The sequence below is a fragment of the Candidatus Edwardsbacteria bacterium genome, assembly GCA_031082425.1.
In the GTDB taxonomy this organism is placed as follows: domain Bacteria; phylum Edwardsbacteria; class AC1; order AC1; family EtOH8; genus UBA2226.
Genome location: JAVHLB010000003.1, coordinates 115,576 through 134,040, shown reverse-complemented (window position 1 = coordinate 134,040; position 18,465 = coordinate 115,576). Strand labels below are relative to the sequence as shown.

The window sequence follows — 18,465 nt, the reverse complement described above, 5'->3', positions numbered from 1 at the left end:
CGCAATGACTTTGTGTCCTTTGTGTGAGATAAAAGCCCAATCATGGAGCCGCTGACCGGAATCGAACCGGTGACCTACGCTTTACGAGAGCGTCGCTCTACCAACTGAGCTACAGCGGCAATCCGATTTTTATTTTATCACTATAGAAGTAAAAAGTAAATGAATTTTACTTATTTTTTAACACTTTCTGCTTCTTCCAGAGAATCGCTGAAGATGCTAGGGCAAAAACGATCAATCCCAGGCTTATCCATTGATTATTGGTAAGCCCCAGAAGCCAAAGCTGGCTGTCTTCGTAGTAACGAAAATGATCCAACCCAAAACGCCAAACGCCGTACATCCCCAGGAAAAGACAGAACATCGCCCCGGAGAAATATTTTCTTTTCCCCAGCCACAGCAGTGAGGCCATGGCCAGAAAACCGAAGATCGCCTCGTAAAGCTGGGTGGGATGCAAGGCACAGGTGAAGGCCGATCCGGCGGCGGTATCGGGCGGAAATCTCACCGCCCAGGGCAGGGATGAAGGGTGGCCGAAACAGCATCCGTTCAAAAAGCATCCCAGCCGCCCGATGCCCAGGCCCAGGGCGAAGGCCGGGGCCGCCAGGTCGGACAGCGGCCAGAAGGCGATGCCTTTTTTCCGGAGATAGATGATCCCGGCCGGCACCGCCAGCAGAACGCCCCCGTAAAAGGTAAGCCCGCCCTCCCACACCGCCAGCGCCGTCAGCGGCCGGGGCGCATATCCGGCCCAATGACTTAAAACGTAGAACGCCCGAGAGCCAATAACCGAGGCTATCATTACCACCAATCCGAAGTCCATGATGACATCCTTGGAGATGCCTGATTTCTTGGCTCTTGCCTCCAGCAGCAGGATGGCCGACAGAAATGCCAGCGCCAGCATCAGTCCGTAGCTGTGCAAGGTAAAGGGGCCGATCTTGAAAATGGTGGGAAGCATACCTGAATGTTAAAAAGTTTAAGAAGTTGAACAGTTGAATTGTTTAGGATATCCGACAAACAAAAAAGCCTCATAAGTTATAACCGAGAATACTCTCTGCGCCTCAGCGGTGAAAGTGTCCTTTGAAATCTGTCATCAATTCACTAAAATCCATTTAGTATTCGTACCTTCGCAGGCCGATGTTCAGCAGCAGACCGATCATCATCAGGTTGATGATCAGGGCCGAGCCGCCGAAGCTCAGGAACGGCAGGGGGATCCCGGTCACCGGCAAAATTCCCAGGGCCATGCCGATATTCAGTATCACATGGTACCCCAAAACGGACAGGATGCCCACCGCCGACAGGCCGGCAAAGCGGTTCCGGGCCTGCCGGGCGATGACGATGCCGCGATACACCAGCCAGAAGAACAGCAGCAGCAGGATAAAACAGCCGATGAAACCGAATTCCTCGCCGAAGGTGGCGAAGATGAAATCGGTGTGCTGTTCCGGCAGGAACGACAGCTTCTTCTGGGTGCCCTCCAAAAAACCCTGCCCCCAGAAGCCCCCGGAACCCACCGCGATCTTGGACTGCAGGACGTGCCAGCCGGCCCCCCGGGGGTCGATGCCGGGATTGAGGAATATCATGACCCTCATCCTCTGGTAATCCTTGAGTCCCTGCCACAGGAAGGGGGTGATGCTTCCGATCACCGTGTTCAGCACCAAGATCCAGGAGGCATGCTTGAACTTCATCCGGAAGAACCAGAACGACAACAACAGCAGGATCATGAAGCCTATCCAGCTGGGCATGGAGAACACCGCCACCATCGAAAGGATCGGCGATAGCAAGTATAAGATGTTCTTCACCGGGTACCCCTGCCAGAAGATCATGGCGATGAACAGCGCCCCGAAGGAAAGCGAGGTACCCAGGTCCGGCTCGACCAGCACCAGCCCTAGGGGTACCACCACTATGGCCAGCGGCAGAAGGATCCCCAGAAATCCCGCCCGGCCCAGGTCTTTCCTGTAAATAAGCTTGGCCAGGGCAAAGATGGTGGCCATCTTGGCGATCTCCGAAGGCTGGAACATCTGCCCACCCAGGCGTATCCAGCGGTGGGTGTTCATGTGTTTGGGTCCCAGCAGAACCACTACCAACAGGACCAGGGACAGGCCGTATATCGGCCAGGCGAAGGCCTCCAGATAGCGGTAGGGAATGATCACCGCCACCAACAGGGCCGCCAGGCCGATGGCCAGCGACACCAGCTGCTTTAACCAGATCCCTTCGAAACCGGGCTGATCGGTCTGGGTGGCGCTGTACACCGCCAGGATGCCGATGCAGACCAGGATCAGGACCGCCGCCAGCAGCTGAATATCGAAATCGCGGCTGGAATGAAATCCGAAAAGTTTCATGGGGCCGCCGCCACTTTTAGATTGTCATCCTTGGTTATGCCCTGCTGCGCCAGGTACTGCCTGATCAGTTTGCCGGCCAACGGCGCGGCCACCGCCGACCCGTGCCCGGCATTCTCCACCAGCACCGCCACCGAGATCACCGGATCATCCTTGGGGGCAAAGGCCACGAACCAGGAATGGTCATCCCCGTGGGGATTCTGGGCGGTGCCGGTCTTCCCGGCCACCTCGACCCCGTATATCCTGGCCGAGCCGCCGGTGCCGCCGGGCTGATTGACCACCCCGGCCAGGGCCTGCTTGATTATGGCTATGGTGTGGGAGGAAATGCCCAGCTGATGGCTTGCCAATTTTTCCTTTTCCAACAATTCCCCTTGGTAATCCTCGGTCTTCAGGATCAGGTGAGGCTGAAAAAGCCTTCCGTTGTTTCCGACGGCCCCGTACATGACCGCCAGCTGCAAAGGAGTGACCAGCAGCTCCCCCTGCCCGATGGACAGATTGGCCGGGACCCCGCCGCCCCAGCTTCCCCTGCCCAGCCGTTTTTCGTACCAGCTGATGGTGGGCACCAGCCCGGGAACCTCCTGGGGCAGGTCGATGCCGGTCCTCGATCCCAGGCCGACCTTGAGGCACAGGTCGGAGATGCCCTGGACCCCCAGCATCTGCCCCAGTTGATAGAAATATACGTCGCAGGACTGGACGATGGCCTCATGCAGATTGAGCGAGCCGTGGCCCGAAGGCTTCCAGCATCTGAAAACCCGGTTGCCTATCCTCATGGCTCCGTGACAGGCCTTGGGCAGCAGTTTTTTTTCATCGATCAGGCCGCCGTCCAGCGCCGCGGCCGCGGTGAAGACCTTGAAGGTCGAGCCCGGAGGATAGACGCTGCGGATGGCCCGGTCCCAAAGGGGAAAGGAGGGGTCGTTGGCCAGCCGGTCCCAATCCTGGGCGCTGATGCCGGTGGAAAAAAGATCGGGATTGAAATTGGGGCTGCTGACCAGGGCCAGTATCTGGCCGGTCCGGGGGTCCAGCGCCACCGCCGATCCCTGCATCCCGCCGACAAAAAGGCTCTCGGCCAGCTGCTGCAGCCTCCAGTCGATGGTCAGGTAAAGATTGGCCCCGGGCACCGGCTCCAGCCGCTCCAGGTCGGGAATGTTCCCCTGCTCCCGCCCCTTGGCGTCGACCTCCACGAATTCGCAGCCGTCGCTGCCCCGCAGCAGATCCTCGTACTGTTTCTCCAACCCGGCCTTGCCCAGGAAATCCCCCAACCGATAGCCCCGTTCCCTCAGTCTTTCATATTCCCTGGAATTAAGTTCCGAAGTGTAGCCTATCAGGTGGCTGGCATAGCTGCCGTAGGGCGCCTTGCGCCGGGATTCGGTGGCCAGCCGCAGCCCCGGCAGCTGGTCGGAATGCTCCTCGATCACGGCCACCTGTGCCGGGGAAAGGTTCCGGACGATGGACACCGGATCCTTGGGATAGGAGCGCCTTTGGCTGTTTATCTCCTGCTTGACCCAGCTGCTGTCCAGCCCCAGGAGCCGTGAGGCGGTTATCACCGCCGGCCCCCAGTCCCTGACCGCCACCAGCACCAGGTTGAAGGCCGGTTTGCTCTCGGCAATGATGACGCTGTCCCGGGAGAATATCAATCCCCGGGCGGCCGGGATGGCCACCTTGCGGACCCGGTTCTGCCGGGCATAATTCTTATACCTGGACCCTTCCAGTATCTGGAGCTGGGCGGTCCGGATCAGCAGTACCGACAGGGCCGCCATCCAGAAGATCAGGGCCGCCGCCGCCCGGGAGCTGTTCTTGTAATCCTGCGCCATTACCGCTACCTTTTTCCGTAGGTCCAGCGTTCCAGGGCCGGCAGGATCAGGGCCGCGATCAGAGCGGTGAGGACGGCGCCACCCAGGCCGAATCGGATAAAATAACCGGGATAGGAGGAGAGCGCCCCACCATCCCTCCCGAAAAACACGAACAGCTGATACACCAGCGCCAGCGCCGCGGTCAAGGCCGCCTGGCTTATGAGCTGCTCCCGATAGATCCTGTCCCGGGCCATTCCGGTAAGATAACCGACCACGGTCCCCCCGAAAGCGGACAACCCCATGGTGGAGGGGTGATAGCAGTCAGCCAGAAACCCCACCAGCAGCCCGGTCCACACCCCGGACGACACCCCCTGACTCAGTCCGGCCAGGGCGATCACCATCACCATGAAGTTGGGGATCAGCCCCCAGGGACTGATGATGTTTATCACCGAGCTCTGCAGGAATACTGCCAGCCATATCAACCACAGAATTTTAAAGGTCTTGATCATTGCCCGGCCCCTCCCGGCAGCTCCGATTCATCCGGCACCGGCACCGGGTCCTGGGGCAGCCGGATATCCATCTCCGGAGGGGGCGGGAACTTGATCCTTCTCCGGGGCCGGTATGCCAGGCTGTCCGGAGCCTTGGCCGGGGCCAGCGAGGGCAGCGGCGGATTGACCCCGCCGGTGATGATGAAGATCTGGCTGGTCCGGTTCAGGTCCAGCGAAGGTTTGATCTCAATATTCATCGTCAGCTGCCTTTTATCGATCCGGATCCTGGCCACCGTTCCCAGCATCAGACCGGAGGGGAAGACCTGCCCGTAGCCAGAGGTCAGAACGGTGTCGCCCACCCTGACGTCTGACCTCAAGGAAACCCTGTCCAGGATGCAACTCCGGCCCCGGTCGGTGCGAAAGATCCCCAGCACCCGGCTGCGGGCCACTATGGCGCTGACCCGGGAGTCGGGGTCGAAGATGGTGGCCACCTGAAAATACCCCGGCCCGGAGTTGACCACCTTCCCCACCAGCCCCCGGTCGGATACCGCCGGCATATCATCCCTGATCCCTTTGGGATCGCCCGGCTCGACCACCAGGGAAGGAGCCCGGGCCGTCGGCTCGCGCCCCACCACCCGGGCGGAACTCAGCAGCCACTGGGTGCGGGACTTGAGTTCCAGCAGTCTCCGGAACTCGTCATTCTCCCGGGCCGCCTGCTTCAGCGAGATGTTCTCCAGGGAGGCCACCGCCAGACGCAGCCTTAATTCCTGATTGTCCTTCCAGCTGGAAAAGAGCGACCGGACCTGGCTGGCCGGGTATTCCAGCGGGGCGAACAATGTCCCCACCACCCCGCCGCCGGCGGCTGTTTTAAGCCCGGAAGGCAGAACGGCCAGCACCGCCGAGATCATCAGGGCGGCTATCAGCACCGCAATCTCGTGCCGGTGCCAGATCCTTCGGTCGAACAGAAGCATCAGTATCGGTCATCCCTAATCATTCGCGGCGGCTCTGCATCAGCACGCTGTCGAAGTTGTCCTGGCCCTCCAGTATCCGGCCGGCCCCCAGCACGATGCACTCCCGGGGATTGTCGGCCACCTTGATGGGCAGATTGGTCTCCTCGCGCAGCAGGGCGTCCAGCCCCTTGAGCAGCGATCCGCCCCCGGTCATCACGATCCCGGCGTCCACGATGTCGGCTGCCAGCTCCGGCGGGGTCTGCTCCAGGGCCTTCTTCACCGCCAGCACTATCAGGTTGATGGGCTCCCGCAGGGCCTCCCGGATCTCCTCGCTGCGGACCTTGACCGCCCGGGGGATGCCGGACACCAGGTCCCGGCCCTTGACCTCCATCTCCCGGCTCTCCTCCACCGGGAAGGCCGAGCCGATCTTTATCTTGATGTCCTCGGCGGTCTGCTCGCCGATCAGGACGCTGTAGCTCTTGCGCAGGTATTCCACGATGGCCTCGTCCATCTCGTCTCCGGCGGTGCGGATGGAGGTGTTGCTGACGATGCCGGACAGGGCGATCACCGCGATCTCGGTGGTGCCGCCGCCGATGTCTATCACCATGCTGCCGATGGGCGAGCTGACCGGCAGCCCCACCCCGATGGCGGCCGCGATGGGCTCGGCCACCAGGTACACCTCCCGGGCCCCGGCGTGTTCGGCCGAGTCGCGCACCGCCCGCTTCTCCACCTCGGTGATGCCCGAGGGCACGCAGACGATCACCCGGGGCTTGACTATGGAGCGCCGCTTCTGGGCCATCTTGATGAAGGCCCGCAGCATCTCCTCGCAGATCTCGAAGTCGGCGATCACCCCGTCCTTCATGGGCCGGATGGCCTTGATCTCGTCCGGGGTCCGACCCAGCATCTTCTTGGCCTCGTCGCCCACCGCTATGGCCATGCCGGTCTTCCTCTCGATGGCCACCACCGAGGGCTGGTGCAGGACTATCCCCTTGCCCTCGACATAGACCAGGGTGCTGGCGGTCCCCAGATCCACCGCCATGTCGTGGGAGATGACGCTGGAAAAGATATCCCTCAGGTTGGGAAGCTTTATCATTGTTCCTCCAAGTTGGATGGTATTTTACAGTATTAAAGTTATAACCTAGAAAAGCAGGCAGAGAGAAATCTGAAATTATTGTCAGGCCGTCAGCTTCCGGTGCTCTCGTAGGCCCGGGCCCCCTGGCGCCAGATCAGCAAAGCCAGGCTTAAAAAGATCACCGCCACCACCGGGGTCATCCAGACGTAGATCGAATATTTATTTTTCCCCAGCAGGTACATCGAGGGGAAAAAGGCGGTGAAGGCATACGGTATCACAAAGGTCAGGATCACCCGCACCACCCGGTTGAAGATGGTCACCGGGTAGCGGGAGAACCCCTCCAGCATCAGCATCACCGAGACCACGCTGCCCCGGTCGTTGAACCAGAAGGTCAGGCTGACCAGGATGGTGAATATCGCCAGGTAGATGGTGCAGGCCGCCAGTACCAGCCCGAAGGTCACCAGGTAATCGCCGGCGCCAAGCTGCAGGTGCATCTTCGACAAGGCGTAGGACATCATCGACAGGCCCACCAGGATGGTGGAGCTCTCCTCCCAGTAGATGCGCTCGGTGACCACCTGGAAGAAGCTGTTAAGCGGCCGCAGCAGGATCCGGTCGAAGTTGCCCTCGATGATGTACTTTTCGCTCAGCTCCAGCAGGTTGGAGAAAAAGGTGAAGAACAGCCCCAGGCTGACCTGGGAGAATCCGAAGATGAAGAATATCTCCTCCTTGCGCCAGCCCTTGAGGCTGGGGACCTTGACGAACAGCGAGACGATGAACAGCACCCCGATCAGCTGCATCATGGCCCCGGCGATGAAGCCGGACAGGAAATCCTCCCGGTAGGCCAGGCGGGACTTGATGGAATTGGACAGATAGGCCCGCAGGAGATTTAGGTAGAAGATGAAGCGCTTGATATTCGTTCCAGTTTTATTTTTGATTTTTCATCCATTCGCAGGTCAGACAGGTTGGCATTTCCCAAGGCAAGCTTTTGACTTTTACCCTCTGAATCCATTGGTTTGCCAACCAAACCTGCATTTCTCCGGGCAGGTTTTTACAATTTGCATCCATTCGAATGTCAGGCAGGTTAGCAAGTTTCACGCCTTCGGCGCACAGGCAGGATAAGTTTTTGCCTTTTGCCTTCTGACTTTTGCAATTTGCATTTATGTCACCCCCCCTGTATCTCCAGCCGCTTGATGGCGTAATGCCAGACCACCTGCCCGGTCAGATAGATGATCACGATCCACATTATCTGCAGCAGCACGCCCTGGTGGACCTTGGACAGCGGCTCCATCCCCAGGTAGATCCTCAAGGGGGCGTAGGCGATGTATTTGAACGGCAGCCAGAACAAAACATTCTGCACCCAGTCCGGGAAGAAGGTGATGGGGATCATCACCCCGGAAAACACTTCGACCAACAGCTGTTTGAATCGCAGCACCCCCTCGTTGTTCCTGGTGAAGAAGGCCACCAGCCCGGTCAGATAGCTGATGCCGGCGTGCAAAAAGAAGCTCAGGATGACGCTCAGGGGGAACAGGTACGGCCCCAGCTTCCCGCTGGGCAGGCTGACCGGAAATATCATCGAGGCCACGATGATGATGGGCAGGGTCATGAACAGGAACATGAACACCGCCCGGCCGAAGGCCCGGAAGTAGTGGTACAGTTGGAAATTGGTGGGCTTCAACAGGTCCATGGCTATGGAGCCGTCCCGCACCGCATCGCCGATCATCCGGTCTATCCGGTTGGCAAAGAAGGTCCGGGCCGACCAACCGATCACCACGTAGGTCATCATCTGCTCCATGGTGAATCCGGCTATCACCTGGTGCTTGGCGAAAACCGCCTTCCATAAAAAATAGTTCAGGGCGATGATCAGCAGGTAGGAGACGAAGCTCATCAGCACCTGGAAGCGGTAGGCCAGGTAGGTCAGGTAGCCCATCCGCATGAAGGCCCAGTATTTGGCAAATTTATTGTTCATAGGCCGCTATGCCACAGAGGCTCAAAGACACCAAGCGCTGTCGGAATAATCCTCCTGTTGATCAAAACAACGACCGTTCTCACCTTCTTCTCTTCCGAAATTCTCATCTTCAGATCTTTTTCACTTCTGCCCCTGCTGGTAGATCTCCCGGACCACGTCCTCGATCTTGGGGTTCTCCAATTCCAGGTCCCTCACTTCAAGCTTGGATAGCAGCTGGCCGATGATCTCCGGCGCAGTGACCTTTTTCCGGTCGAAGGCGAACTCCCAGTGGAAGGGACTGCTGCTCTCCATCTCCACCGGACATCCCGCCAGCACCTTCTCCAGGCCGGGCCGTTCGACCGGTAAAATGAAGTCCACCAGCAGGCGCCTGGTGCCCACCGCCCGGTCCTTGAGCGATTTCAGGTCCCCGTCGTAGATCAGCTGTCCGTGATCGATCATGATCACCCGGCGGCACAGGTGCTCGATGTCGCTCAGGTCGTGGGTGGTCAGGATCACGGTGGTGTTGTATTCCCGGTTGATCTCCTTGATGAAGTCACGGATGCTGGATTTGACCGCAATGTCCAGCCCGATGGTGGGCTCGTCCAGAAACAGCACCGGGGGGTTGTGCAGCAGCGAGGCCGCCAGGTCGCAGCGCATCCGCTGGCCCAGCGACAGCTTGCGGACCGGAATGTTCAGCAGGTCCGCGATCCCCAGCACCTCCTCGAACTTTTGGAGCCGGGCCTCGAAATCGGCCTGGGGTATCTCGTATATCTTCTGCAGCAGTCGCAGGGCCTCGATCACCGCGATGTCCCACCACAGCTGGGTGCGCTGGCCGAACACCACCCCGATCTGCTTGACGTGCTGGTATCTTTTTTTGTAGGGCACCAGCCCCTGGACGCTGATGCTGCCCGAGGTGGGCACCAGGATCCCGGTCAGCATCTTGATGGTGGTGGACTTGCCGGCCCCGTTGGCCCCGATATAGCCCACCATCTCGCCCGGTTCGACGGAGAAGCTGATGCGGTCCACCGCCCGGACGGTCTGGTACTTGCGGTTGACCAGGTCCTTGAAGGAGCCCCACAGCCCGCTTCTCCGGCGGAAGGTCCTAAAATTCTTGACCAGTTCATTTACTTCGATGATGGGCATTAGATATCAACTGCTATAAAAGTTTGACATGCTTTATACCTAACTCATCCCCTCACCCCTTCCCTTTATAAGAGAAGGGGAATTTAGGGGGTTGAGTTTATAAAGTCACACCCTCCAGCGGGCAGCCCTGGCAATCGGGCCTCTGGCGGCATCTCTCCTTGGCCAGCCGGACGATCAGGGCATGATACTCATTGAATAACCTTTGATCCTTCGGCAGATGCGATTCGAAGAACTTTTGCCAGCCGGAATAATCGGGATCGTTTATCTGGACCCCGTGGCGGCCGAAGATCCGCCGGGTGTAGGCGTCTATCACGAAGACCGGTTGGTTCAGGGCATAGAGCAGGATTGAATCAACCGTCTCCGGACCCAGGCCCTTGACGGCCAGCAATTCATCCCGCAGAACGCCGGTCCCGGCCCGGGGCATTTTTCGCAGATCGCCGGAAAATCTTTCGAGGACATACCGACTGAGACCCTTTAGATACGCGGCCTTCTGGTTGTAGAACCCGGATGGCCTGATGGCCGTTATCAATTTTCCCTTATCTACGGAAGCGATCCTCTGTGGATCGATCAGATTTTTTTCCTTCAGATTTTCTATGGCCCGGGAAACGTTTCTCCAATTGGTGTTCTGGGTCAGCACCGCGCCGATCATCACCTCGAACGGGCTGTCGGCCGGCCACCAATACTGCGGCCCGTATTCTTTTAAAAGAATTTTATATATTTTTAACAGCTTTTTCCCGTATATCATGTAATTTGTTATTTTAGCACAAGTTACGAATAAGTGTCAATGTTTATATGTTTTTTGTTGAATGATCGGTAAGTCTTGTAAATTTAAGATGATAGCACATATGCTTTGATTTGAAAATAAAAAAAAGGCGGGGCTGCCGCCTTTTAACTAGATGGGTTATATCACTTCCCTATTATCTTGATCCCTGCTGAGGTCCCGATGCGGTTGGCCCCGGCCTTTATCATGGCCAGCGCGTCCTCGCCCGTCTTCACCCCGCCGGAGGCCTTGACCCCCAGCTCCGGCCCCACCGTTTGCCTCATCAAGGAAATATCAGCGACCGTGGATCCGCCGCCGGAGAACCCGGTGGAGGTCTTCACAAAATGGGCTCCGGCGGCTTTGGCCAGCAGGCAGGCCCCTATCTTCTGCTCATCGTTTAGCAGGCAGGTCTCGATGATCACCTTCACGGTTTTTCCTCCGGCCGCCCTGACCACTCCGGAAATGTCGTCGAAGACCTCACGGTAAAGGCCGGAGCGCAAGGCTCCGATGTTGATCACCATGTCCACCTCGTCGGCCCCCTGCTCAACCGCCTTTCGGGCTTCATCAGACTTCAGGGACGGATCGTCCGCTCCCAGCGGGAAACCGCACACCGTGCATAATTTGACGGCGCTGCCCTGGAGATTTTCTTTGGCCAGCGGCAGCCAGTATGGATTGATGCACACCGAGCAGAACCCGTGCTCCACCGCCTGCCGGCACAGCTCTTTGACGGCATTCTGATCGGCCTCCGGTTTGAGCAGGGTATGGTCGATGTAGGCCGCCAGCTCTTTTGGCTGCCGCACTTTTTGCGCCCCGGCGATCTCGTCCTTTACCGATCTCCCGGCGCCGGAGAGAGGCCTCTGGCAATCGGTCGGAACCCCGGAGTTGTTAAGCTTCTGGGCCATCTTTTCGATCAGGTCCTTCATGCTGTTCTCCTTACTCTATCATGCTTTTGCAGGTTATGCTCTCCCCGTCGCTCTCCATCATTACGGCGCCGCATAGGTCGGTCCGGTATATGGTCGAGCCGATGGCAGTATAATTTTCCACCGCCTCCCGGGCCGGATGCCCGAAACGGTTGTTCTCTCCCACCGATATCACGGCCAGCTCGGGGCTAATGATCCCCGCCAGTTCCTCTGGATTATTGGGCCGGGCCCCGTGGTGGGGGACCTTGAGCACCCGGCATCTTCCCAGCAGGCCCTTCTGTAGCAGGATATCCTCCAACTCCGGACCCATATCCCCGGGGAACAGGATATTGGTCCGGCCGTACTGCAGATACAATATCAGCGAGGACTCGTTGCCGTTATGGATGCTGTCCTCCCGGGAATAGAGGAAGCCCCGGGCCGGCCAGATCCCGCACAGGGTGTCGTAGCCGGAGACGGTCTGCAGCGGGACCTTTCCCCTCCGGGCCTGTTCCAGGGCGCGGTTGAACATGGGCTGGCTGCTGGGATGATCGCTGATGACAAGGTTTTTGATATCCACATGATCCAGCAGGTAGGACAGGCCCCCGCAGTGGTCGGCGTCGCTGTGGCTGATCACCACCTGATCCAGCCGGGTGATCCCTTGAGCCCTAAGGAAAGGCAGTATCACATCCCTCCCGCTGTCGCGGTTGGGAGCCGAAAGCCCGCAGTCTACCAGGTATCTTTTCCCGTTGGGCATCTCCACCAGGGCGCAGTCACCCTGGCCCACATCCAGAAAGGTGACCCTCAGGCCGGCCGGCCGGGCCAGGGCCTGCTGCCAGACCATCACTGCGGCCGCCGCCATGACCACCGAGATGGCCGCCAGACGGGGCTTCCCGGCCCGGCGCCACAGGAACGGCAGCAGGCAGATCCCGGCATACAATGCCAGCTGGGGCCAGCTTACGGTCGGCCAGTTGATGGTCCCCAATTTCAGCCGGCTGAAGAACTCCACCGATTCCAGCATGATCTTGGAGAACAGATAGGCGCTGGCGGCCATGGGCCAGGCGACCCAGCCCCCCAGAAGATTTAAAAGCACCATCGCCAAGGCCAGGGCCAGGATCAGCCCGGTCAGCGGCACCACCACCAGATTGGCAACCAGCGAGATCAGCGGGATGCGGTGGAAATACCAGGCCAGCAGCGGTGCGGTGAAGAGCTGGGCGGCCAGGGACACCGCCAGCGGGGTCAATACCCATTTTCTTATCAGCGCCGATCCGGAGGCCCTGAAAAGGAGTGATTCGATGGGGCTGGTCAATATCAATATCCCGGCGGTGGCGGCAAAGGAAAGCTGGAAGCCGATGTCCAGGGCCGCATCCGGCCAGAAGGCCAGGATCAGCAGGCCGGCCAGCCCCAGCATGTTCAGGCCGTTCCCCCGGCGCTCGAACAGCCCGCCCAGCAGCACCGCCCCCACCATGATGGAGGAACGGACGATGGATGGGCTGGCCCCGGCCAGCAAGGCATACAGCGCCAGCCCGAACACCGTCCCCAGGCTGGCCGCCCGTTTGGGCAGCTGCAACAGGCGCAGGATGATGAAAATAATGAAGGCCATCAGCGCCGCATGAAGCCCGGACACCGCCAGCACATGGGCGGTCCCGGTGTCGGAGAAGGCCTCCCGGACCGGCCGGGAGAGGTTGTATCTCTCCCCCAGCAGCAGCCCGGCCAGCAGGGATCCCGGGTCGCCGCCCAGATAGCGCTCGATGGTCCCCCGGACATACCGGCGCAGGGGGATGATCAGGCCGGATACCACAATATTGCCCCGGGAATGCGATATGATCCTGTGGCGGCTGGCGGTTAATATCCCGGACACCTCCTGGCGTTCCAGATACCGGCGGTAATCGAACCCCCCGGGATTGCGTCTTTCGGCCGCTATCCGCCAGATCCCCTCGGCCGTCAATAGGTCCCCGTATTCCGGGCGGCTTTCCCCTTGGGAGTCGATATAGGTCATTATTTTCCTATCGGCCGGCTGCCACGATCCTCCGCTGCGCCGGGCGATCGTCCGGGATACGAACCTCCATCCCCTGTCAGTCCGGCGGGGTTCGGAGATAATTTTTGTCAGCAGGGTCTGTTGGCTGCCGTGGGCCCAGTGGGGGGTAACGGCGGAGTGCCTTGTTTGATAACTGGCCAGCCCTGCCGCCAGCAGGGCCAGAGATAGGCCCGGGGCAACCGTTTTGATCCCGAATCTGTGCCCGGCCCAGGCCAGCAGCAGCGCTGCCGCAGCCATCGGCCCTGAAAAAATAAAAGGGATGCGGAAGGCCGAAGCGGCCAGCACCCCTAATAACAAGACTATGAAAATTTTCAGGGCCGGATATCTGTCCATCTCAGACCATATTAAACGTAGGATATCCTCTGTTTTTCCGGTTTCTTCAGCTTGGATGGGATGGGCTTGGGTTTGGGGGCTGATTCAGTTTCGGGCTCCGGCGCCGGCTGGTACTGGGGGGCCGGGGCGGCCGGCTGCATGGCCGGTCGGGGCGGAGGCGCAGCCGGGCGCTGGATCTGCGGAGCCTGGGGCATCGGCCTGGCAGCCGGCGGTTGGGGGACCGGGGCGGCCGGAGGGGCGGCGGGCGCCAGGGAGGCCCTCAGGGATTGCAGCCTCTGTCCCACATCCCTGAAGTTGACATCGGTGGTGTAGATATCCTCCAGGGTCTTGATGGCGCTGGGGATCTCCCCGGTAAGTTCATAGGCCTGGGCCAGGTTATAACGCAGTCCGATGTAGTCCTCATCGCTGTAGCCAGGGGTGGAGAGGCCGCGCTCCAGCTGTTTGACGGCGAACTTGGGCTCCCCCCGGTCCAGGAAGCAGACGCCCAGCATCTCGAAGGCCTTCAATCGCTCCTTCTCGCCCTTGGAGGCGATCTGGAATTCGGCAATGGCCTCCTCCACCAGGCCCATTTCTTTATAGGCTATGCCCAGGTCGTAATGGCCCTGAAAATCCTCCTGGTTTATGCTCTGGTAGACCCCTTCCTTGAACTCGGCCAGAATGTCCTGGAGGGACAGGAATTCCTCCTGGGCCCCCGGGGCGGCGGCCGGCTCATCATCGGCCACGCTGAACTTGACCCGGGACTGGCGGCCCCCCTCCACGATCTCCCGACCCCAATGGACGTCATCGCTGGCCGGCGGTTCGGACGGCTGGCCGTGGAACTGCGGCTCCTCCGGCTGGGGCTCGCCGTGATGCATGAAGCTTTCCGGCTGGGCATTTTCCGGCTCGGGCTGAGGCGCCTCCCAAGCCGGCGGGGCCTCAGCCGGGGCCGGTTCCGGCTGCCAGGCAGCAGGCTCCGGGGCTTGCTCCTCGAACTGGGGAGCTTCCGGCTGGCTGAACGATATATCGGGAACCGCCTCCGGGGCAGACTCCGGCTCTTGATGGATCTCCATGCCCGGCATCTCAAAGGCCCCCTCGGGCATCTCCGGCAGCAATAGGGACAGGCTCTCCAGGGCGCTCTCGTTGACCGGGTCCATCTCCAGAACCTTCTGGTAGACCGCCGCAGCCTGTTCCCGCAGTTCCCTGCGGTGCAGGCATTCGGCCAGGCCCAGGTAGGCTTCTATCAGATCATCCTGCTGGTTGTTTTGCAGGGCGATCTCCACCAGCTTCTGGCGGCTGCGCAGCTCCAGGGGCTGCAGGTTGGCTATCTTCTTATATACCTCCACCGATTTCCCCACGTTGCCGTCGTTCATGTAGCCGTTGGCCGCGGTGTGGTATTGGTCCAGGGCCTCCTGGGTGGAACCGATCTCCACCAGCAGGTCGCCCAGCTCGATGTTGGTGGCCCAGTCCTGTTTGGCCTCCTCTTCCTGGGGCGGCTCCGGTTCTTTATCGATCACCAGTTCCGGAGGGGCTTGTTTCTGGGCCGGGGTTTCGGGCCGCTGCTGGGAAAGCTCCTCGATGATGGAATCGGGCCTGACCTCGGCCTCCGGCGCTGCCTGGGCCGGTGGGGCCTCCCCTTTCATCCCCCTGACCTTGGCCTCCAGGGACTCGGCCTCGATCGTCCGGCCTTGATCCCGGTAGGACTTGGCCAGCTGGGAGAATTCTTCTATGGCTTCGGGGATCTTTTTCTGGGTCAGGTACATCTCGGCCAATTTGGAGCGTACCGCCAGATTCTGGGGGTTGATCTCTACGATCTGGTGATAGATCGGGAAGGCCTCATCGGCTTTGCCCTGTTTGATCTTCCGCTCGGCGTACTCCAGAAGGTTGGTGATGGCCTCGTTGACCAGCCCCTGCTGGATATACAGGTCGCCCAGGGTCTTGTAGACCTCGGGGTCGTCCTTGTTGACCCGGAGTATCTTCTTGCAGACCGCAATGGCATTGTTATAAAGGGCGTCGTTGCTGTAGCCCCTGACCGCCTCCAGGTAACTGGAGACCGCCTCTCCGACATTGGACAGCTTCACATAGGCGTCGCCGATGAAGTTATAGGTGCTGGCGTTGCCGGGCTCCAGGTCCAGCACTTTCTTGTACTCGCTCACCGCTTTGGCGAAATCGCCCTTTTGAAAATACTCGGCCGCCTTGGCTCTTATTTGATCAACTTTTGCCATCGTACCATTTATTGTATTGTGAATTTAGTCCGCTGTTATATCAGAAACCGTAATCGTTGGCCTCGGCCCCGGCCGCCACCCCGGCAGCCTGTTCCGCGCCGTCGTCCAACCCCAGATTGTTGGCCACGATCTGGATCACCGAGGCGTCCAGCAGGTCCTTCTCCTGGAGGCAGCCCTCCATCAGGGCGTTGTCGCAGATGGCGTTTATCAGCCGGGGACGGCCCTGGGCATACCGGGCGATCAGCTGGTAGGCAGTGTCGGTAAAAAGCTCCTCCTCCCGGCCGGCCACCACCAAACGGTGCTGGACGTATTCCTTTACCGCATCCTCATCCAGCGGGCCCAGGTGATATTTCACCGACACCCTCTGGTTAAGCGAAACATCAACCAGCAGGTTCTGGTTGACCTCGGTCATGCCGAACAAAATAAAAGTTATCAGCCGGGCATCGGACAGCTCCAGGTTCAAAAGGCCGCGGATCTCCTCCAGCATGGCCTGCCCCCGCAGGAGATTGGCCTCGTCGATCAGGATCACCGCCTTGCGGCCCTCGGCATGGATCTCCATCAAACGCCGGGCCAGGGCTGATGACACTTGGGTCTTATCGTCCGAAACGTCCTTGACGTCCAACAGGGCGCCTACCCTGCGCAGGAACCATAGCGGACTGAAATCCCCGTGGGTCAGCACCAGCAACGCCGTTTCGAACCGTCCGTCCTCCCGGAGGATCTCCAGCAGGCGCCGGGCCAGCATGGTCTTTCCGGTGCCCACCTCTCCGGTCAGCACCCCCAGCCCCCTCATCCTCTCGGCCACGTGGGCCAGGTGCATTATGGCCCGGCTGTGCTGGGGGCTGTCGTAATAGAAACGGCTGTCGGGGATATTGGAAAAAGGATCGTCATTAAGCTTGAAAAATCTTTCGTAGTCCATCGATTCTCCTAAAAAATATTACAGGAAGGAAAGTCCTTTGTCTTTGGGGCCGAGGACTATCGGCGCTGCCTGCGGGGACGGTTCGGCTTCCGGCTCCGAATCTGTTTCCTCCACCAGTAAATTTGCCGGCTGATAAGAAACGTCGCCATCCTCATCCGGCGGGGCATATCTGTCATCAATGGCATTCTCCGGGAGATCGGCCGCCGCCCCCAAGGGATAAAATTCCTCATCCCCTGAAGAGGGCAGATCTTCCATCGGGGTCATTGGGGGCCTCTCCTCAACGGCCGCCGTCTGGTCCGGGGCCTCTTCGGCCGCAGGATCCAACGATCCCGGTTCGATGCCGGAAGCCGGTCCGCCGGACTCCGGCGGCTCCGGAATGATGATCCTGGTCTGCTGCGGGGCCTTGACCTTGTTCTCCAGATCCCTCAGGCGCTTGGCGACGTCCTTATAGGTGATGTCAATGACATAGACCTGCTCATACTCGTATAAAGCCTTCTGAAACTCCCCCAGCTGTTCATGGGCCACCCCCAGGTTGTAATGCAGGCCCACATATTCATTGTCCAGAAACTTCCGGATGGCCAGACCCTGGCTGAGCACCTCCTTGGCCAGACCGTAATCGCCCTGTTCCAGGAAGGATACCGCCAGCATCTCAAAGCCCTTTAACTGCCGGTCCCCGCCCTTGATGGAATTCTGAAATTCAACTATGGACTCGTCCTTCAAGCCCTCCTGCCGGAAAAGAGTGCCCAGGTCGTAATAAGGCTCATAGGCTTCGTCGATCTTGTCCCAGATCAGTTCCTGATAGTTTTTGCAGGCTTCCAGCAGCTGGGATTGCAGCTTTTTATCATCCAGGGCGCCGTCCCCGGACGATGAAAGCACCTTGGCCAGGGCCTCCTCATTGCCGGGGTCGCGTTCCAGGATCTTCTGATAGACCGCCTTGGCCTTTCGGACAAAACCCCTCCTCAGCAGCACCCGGGCATAGCTCTGCTGGGTTTCGATGATCTTCCTGGCCTGGCCCATCTTCAGGGCCACGTCCACCAAACGGCGGTAGGGTACGATATCGGCCGGCTCCGGGGCATTCTCCGAATTGTCGGAGACGGCCTGATCCGCCAGCTGCCTGATCTTCTGATAACTGTCAGCTAGGGGGGGGTTCTCCGGAATAATGTCCGTTATCCGCTGGTATACCGCCGCCATAGCAGTAAAATCCGAGCGGATCTTCAGCTGGTCGGCAAAGCGGATCCACTCCCGGACGGCCCCGCTTTTCAACCCCAGTTTAAGGTATCCTTCAGCTATCTTATTATATAACTCTATCCTATCCTTGTCAATAGACAAAATCCTCTTGGAGGCGGCGATCACCCGGCTGAAGTCCCCGGATTTCTCCGAAAGCCTGAGGGCTTTCTCGTAGGTGTCCAGGCCCTTGCGATCCTCTCCCACCTCCCGGTAAATATTGGCCAGGGTCAGAGTGAATTCGGGATCCTCCGGCTCGATGGAGACGATCTGCTCCGCCGCCCTTCTGGCCTTCTCCCACTCGCCCTTCTGGTAAAAAGTGCGGGCCTGTTCTTTCAATCGGTTTATTTCAGCCATAACTCATATTTTCCAAAATCCTTGCCGC

The 18,465-nt window shown here is 59.5% G+C and carries 15 protein-coding genes and 1 tRNA gene; all 16 read right to left on the bottom strand.

What is annotated here, in order from left to right; genetic code table 11:
• Positions 1-43: 43 nt before the first annotated feature.
• A tRNA-Thr gene (locus RDU76_03970) sits at positions 44-119 on the bottom strand.
• A gap of 47 nt (positions 120-166) precedes the next feature.
• Positions 167-946 carry a prolipoprotein diacylglyceryl transferase gene (gene lgt / locus RDU76_03965; protein ID MDQ7798087.1) on the bottom strand — a complete coding sequence of 260 codons (780 nt, stop codon included), beginning with the start codon at positions 944-946 and terminating at the stop codon, positions 167-169.
• 154 nt (positions 947-1,100) lie between these two features.
• Complete coding sequence (gene rodA / locus RDU76_03960) at positions 1,101-2,327, bottom strand: rod shape-determining protein RodA (GenBank protein ID MDQ7798086.1); 1,227 nt, start codon at positions 2,325-2,327, stop codon at positions 1,101-1,103.
• Entirely contained in the window at positions 2,324-4,135 is a 1,812-nt protein-coding gene (mrdA, locus tag RDU76_03955; GenBank protein ID MDQ7798085.1) for a penicillin-binding protein 2, read from the bottom strand. The genes rodA and mrdA overlap by 4 nt, the downstream gene beginning before the upstream one ends.
• Positions 4,136-4,140: 5 nt before the next feature.
• Positions 4,141-4,623, bottom strand: coding sequence for a rod shape-determining protein MreD (gene mreD, locus RDU76_03950; protein ID MDQ7798084.1), 483 nt, complete (start codon positions 4,621-4,623; stop codon positions 4,141-4,143).
• A complete protein-coding gene (gene mreC, locus RDU76_03945) occupies positions 4,620-5,573 on the bottom strand; it encodes a rod shape-determining protein MreC (protein MDQ7798083.1) in 954 nt (317 codons plus the stop codon). Before mreC ends, mreD begins: the two co-directional genes overlap by 4 nt.
• Before the next feature lie 19 nt (positions 5,574-5,592).
• Positions 5,593-6,645, bottom strand: coding sequence for a rod shape-determining protein (locus RDU76_03940; GenBank protein ID MDQ7798082.1), 1,053 nt, complete (start codon positions 6,643-6,645; stop codon positions 5,593-5,595).
• An 89-nt stretch (positions 6,646-6,734) separates the two neighbouring features.
• Entirely contained in the window at positions 6,735-7,424 is a 690-nt protein-coding gene (locus RDU76_03935; GenBank protein MDQ7798081.1) for an ABC-2 family transporter protein, read from the bottom strand.
• 362 nt (positions 7,425-7,786) lie between these two features.
• Positions 7,787-8,590 (bottom strand): ABC-2 family transporter protein, encoded by an 804-nt coding sequence (locus tag RDU76_03930; GenBank protein MDQ7798080.1) that lies wholly within the window; start codon positions 8,588-8,590, stop codon positions 7,787-7,789.
• A 120-nt stretch (positions 8,591-8,710) separates the two neighbouring features.
• Positions 8,711-9,712, bottom strand: coding sequence for an ATP-binding cassette domain-containing protein (locus RDU76_03925; GenBank protein MDQ7798079.1), 1,002 nt, complete (start codon positions 9,710-9,712; stop codon positions 8,711-8,713).
• Positions 9,713-9,809: 97 nt separating this feature from the next.
• The gene (locus RDU76_03920) at positions 9,810-10,457 is read right to left on the bottom strand and encodes an endonuclease III domain-containing protein (protein ID MDQ7798078.1); all 648 of its coding nucleotides are present in this window, start codon (positions 10,455-10,457) and stop codon (positions 9,810-9,812) included.
• 161 nt (positions 10,458-10,618) lie between these two features.
• Positions 10,619-11,395: a deoxyribose-phosphate aldolase gene (gene deoC, locus RDU76_03915; GenBank protein MDQ7798077.1), complete on the bottom strand. Its 777-nt coding sequence runs from the start codon at positions 11,393-11,395 to the stop codon at positions 10,619-10,621.
• A gap of 10 nt (positions 11,396-11,405) precedes the next feature.
• Positions 11,406-13,739, bottom strand: a complete 2,334-nt coding sequence (locus RDU76_03910) for a DNA internalization-related competence protein ComEC/Rec2 (protein ID MDQ7798076.1) — start codon at positions 13,737-13,739, stop codon at positions 11,406-11,408.
• A gap of 11 nt (positions 13,740-13,750) precedes the next feature.
• A complete protein-coding gene (locus tag RDU76_03905) occupies positions 13,751-15,940 on the bottom strand; it encodes a tetratricopeptide repeat protein (protein MDQ7798075.1) in 2,190 nt (729 codons plus the stop codon).
• Between the two features lie 40 nt (positions 15,941-15,980).
• Positions 15,981-16,856, bottom strand: a complete 876-nt coding sequence (locus tag RDU76_03900) for an AAA family ATPase (GenBank protein ID MDQ7798074.1) — start codon at positions 16,854-16,856, stop codon at positions 15,981-15,983.
• Positions 16,857-16,874: 18 nt separating this feature from the next.
• Positions 16,875-18,437 carry a tetratricopeptide repeat protein gene (locus tag RDU76_03895; GenBank protein ID MDQ7798073.1) on the bottom strand — a complete coding sequence of 521 codons (1,563 nt, stop codon included), beginning with the start codon at positions 18,435-18,437 and terminating at the stop codon, positions 16,875-16,877.
• Positions 18,438-18,465 lie beyond the last annotated feature (28 nt).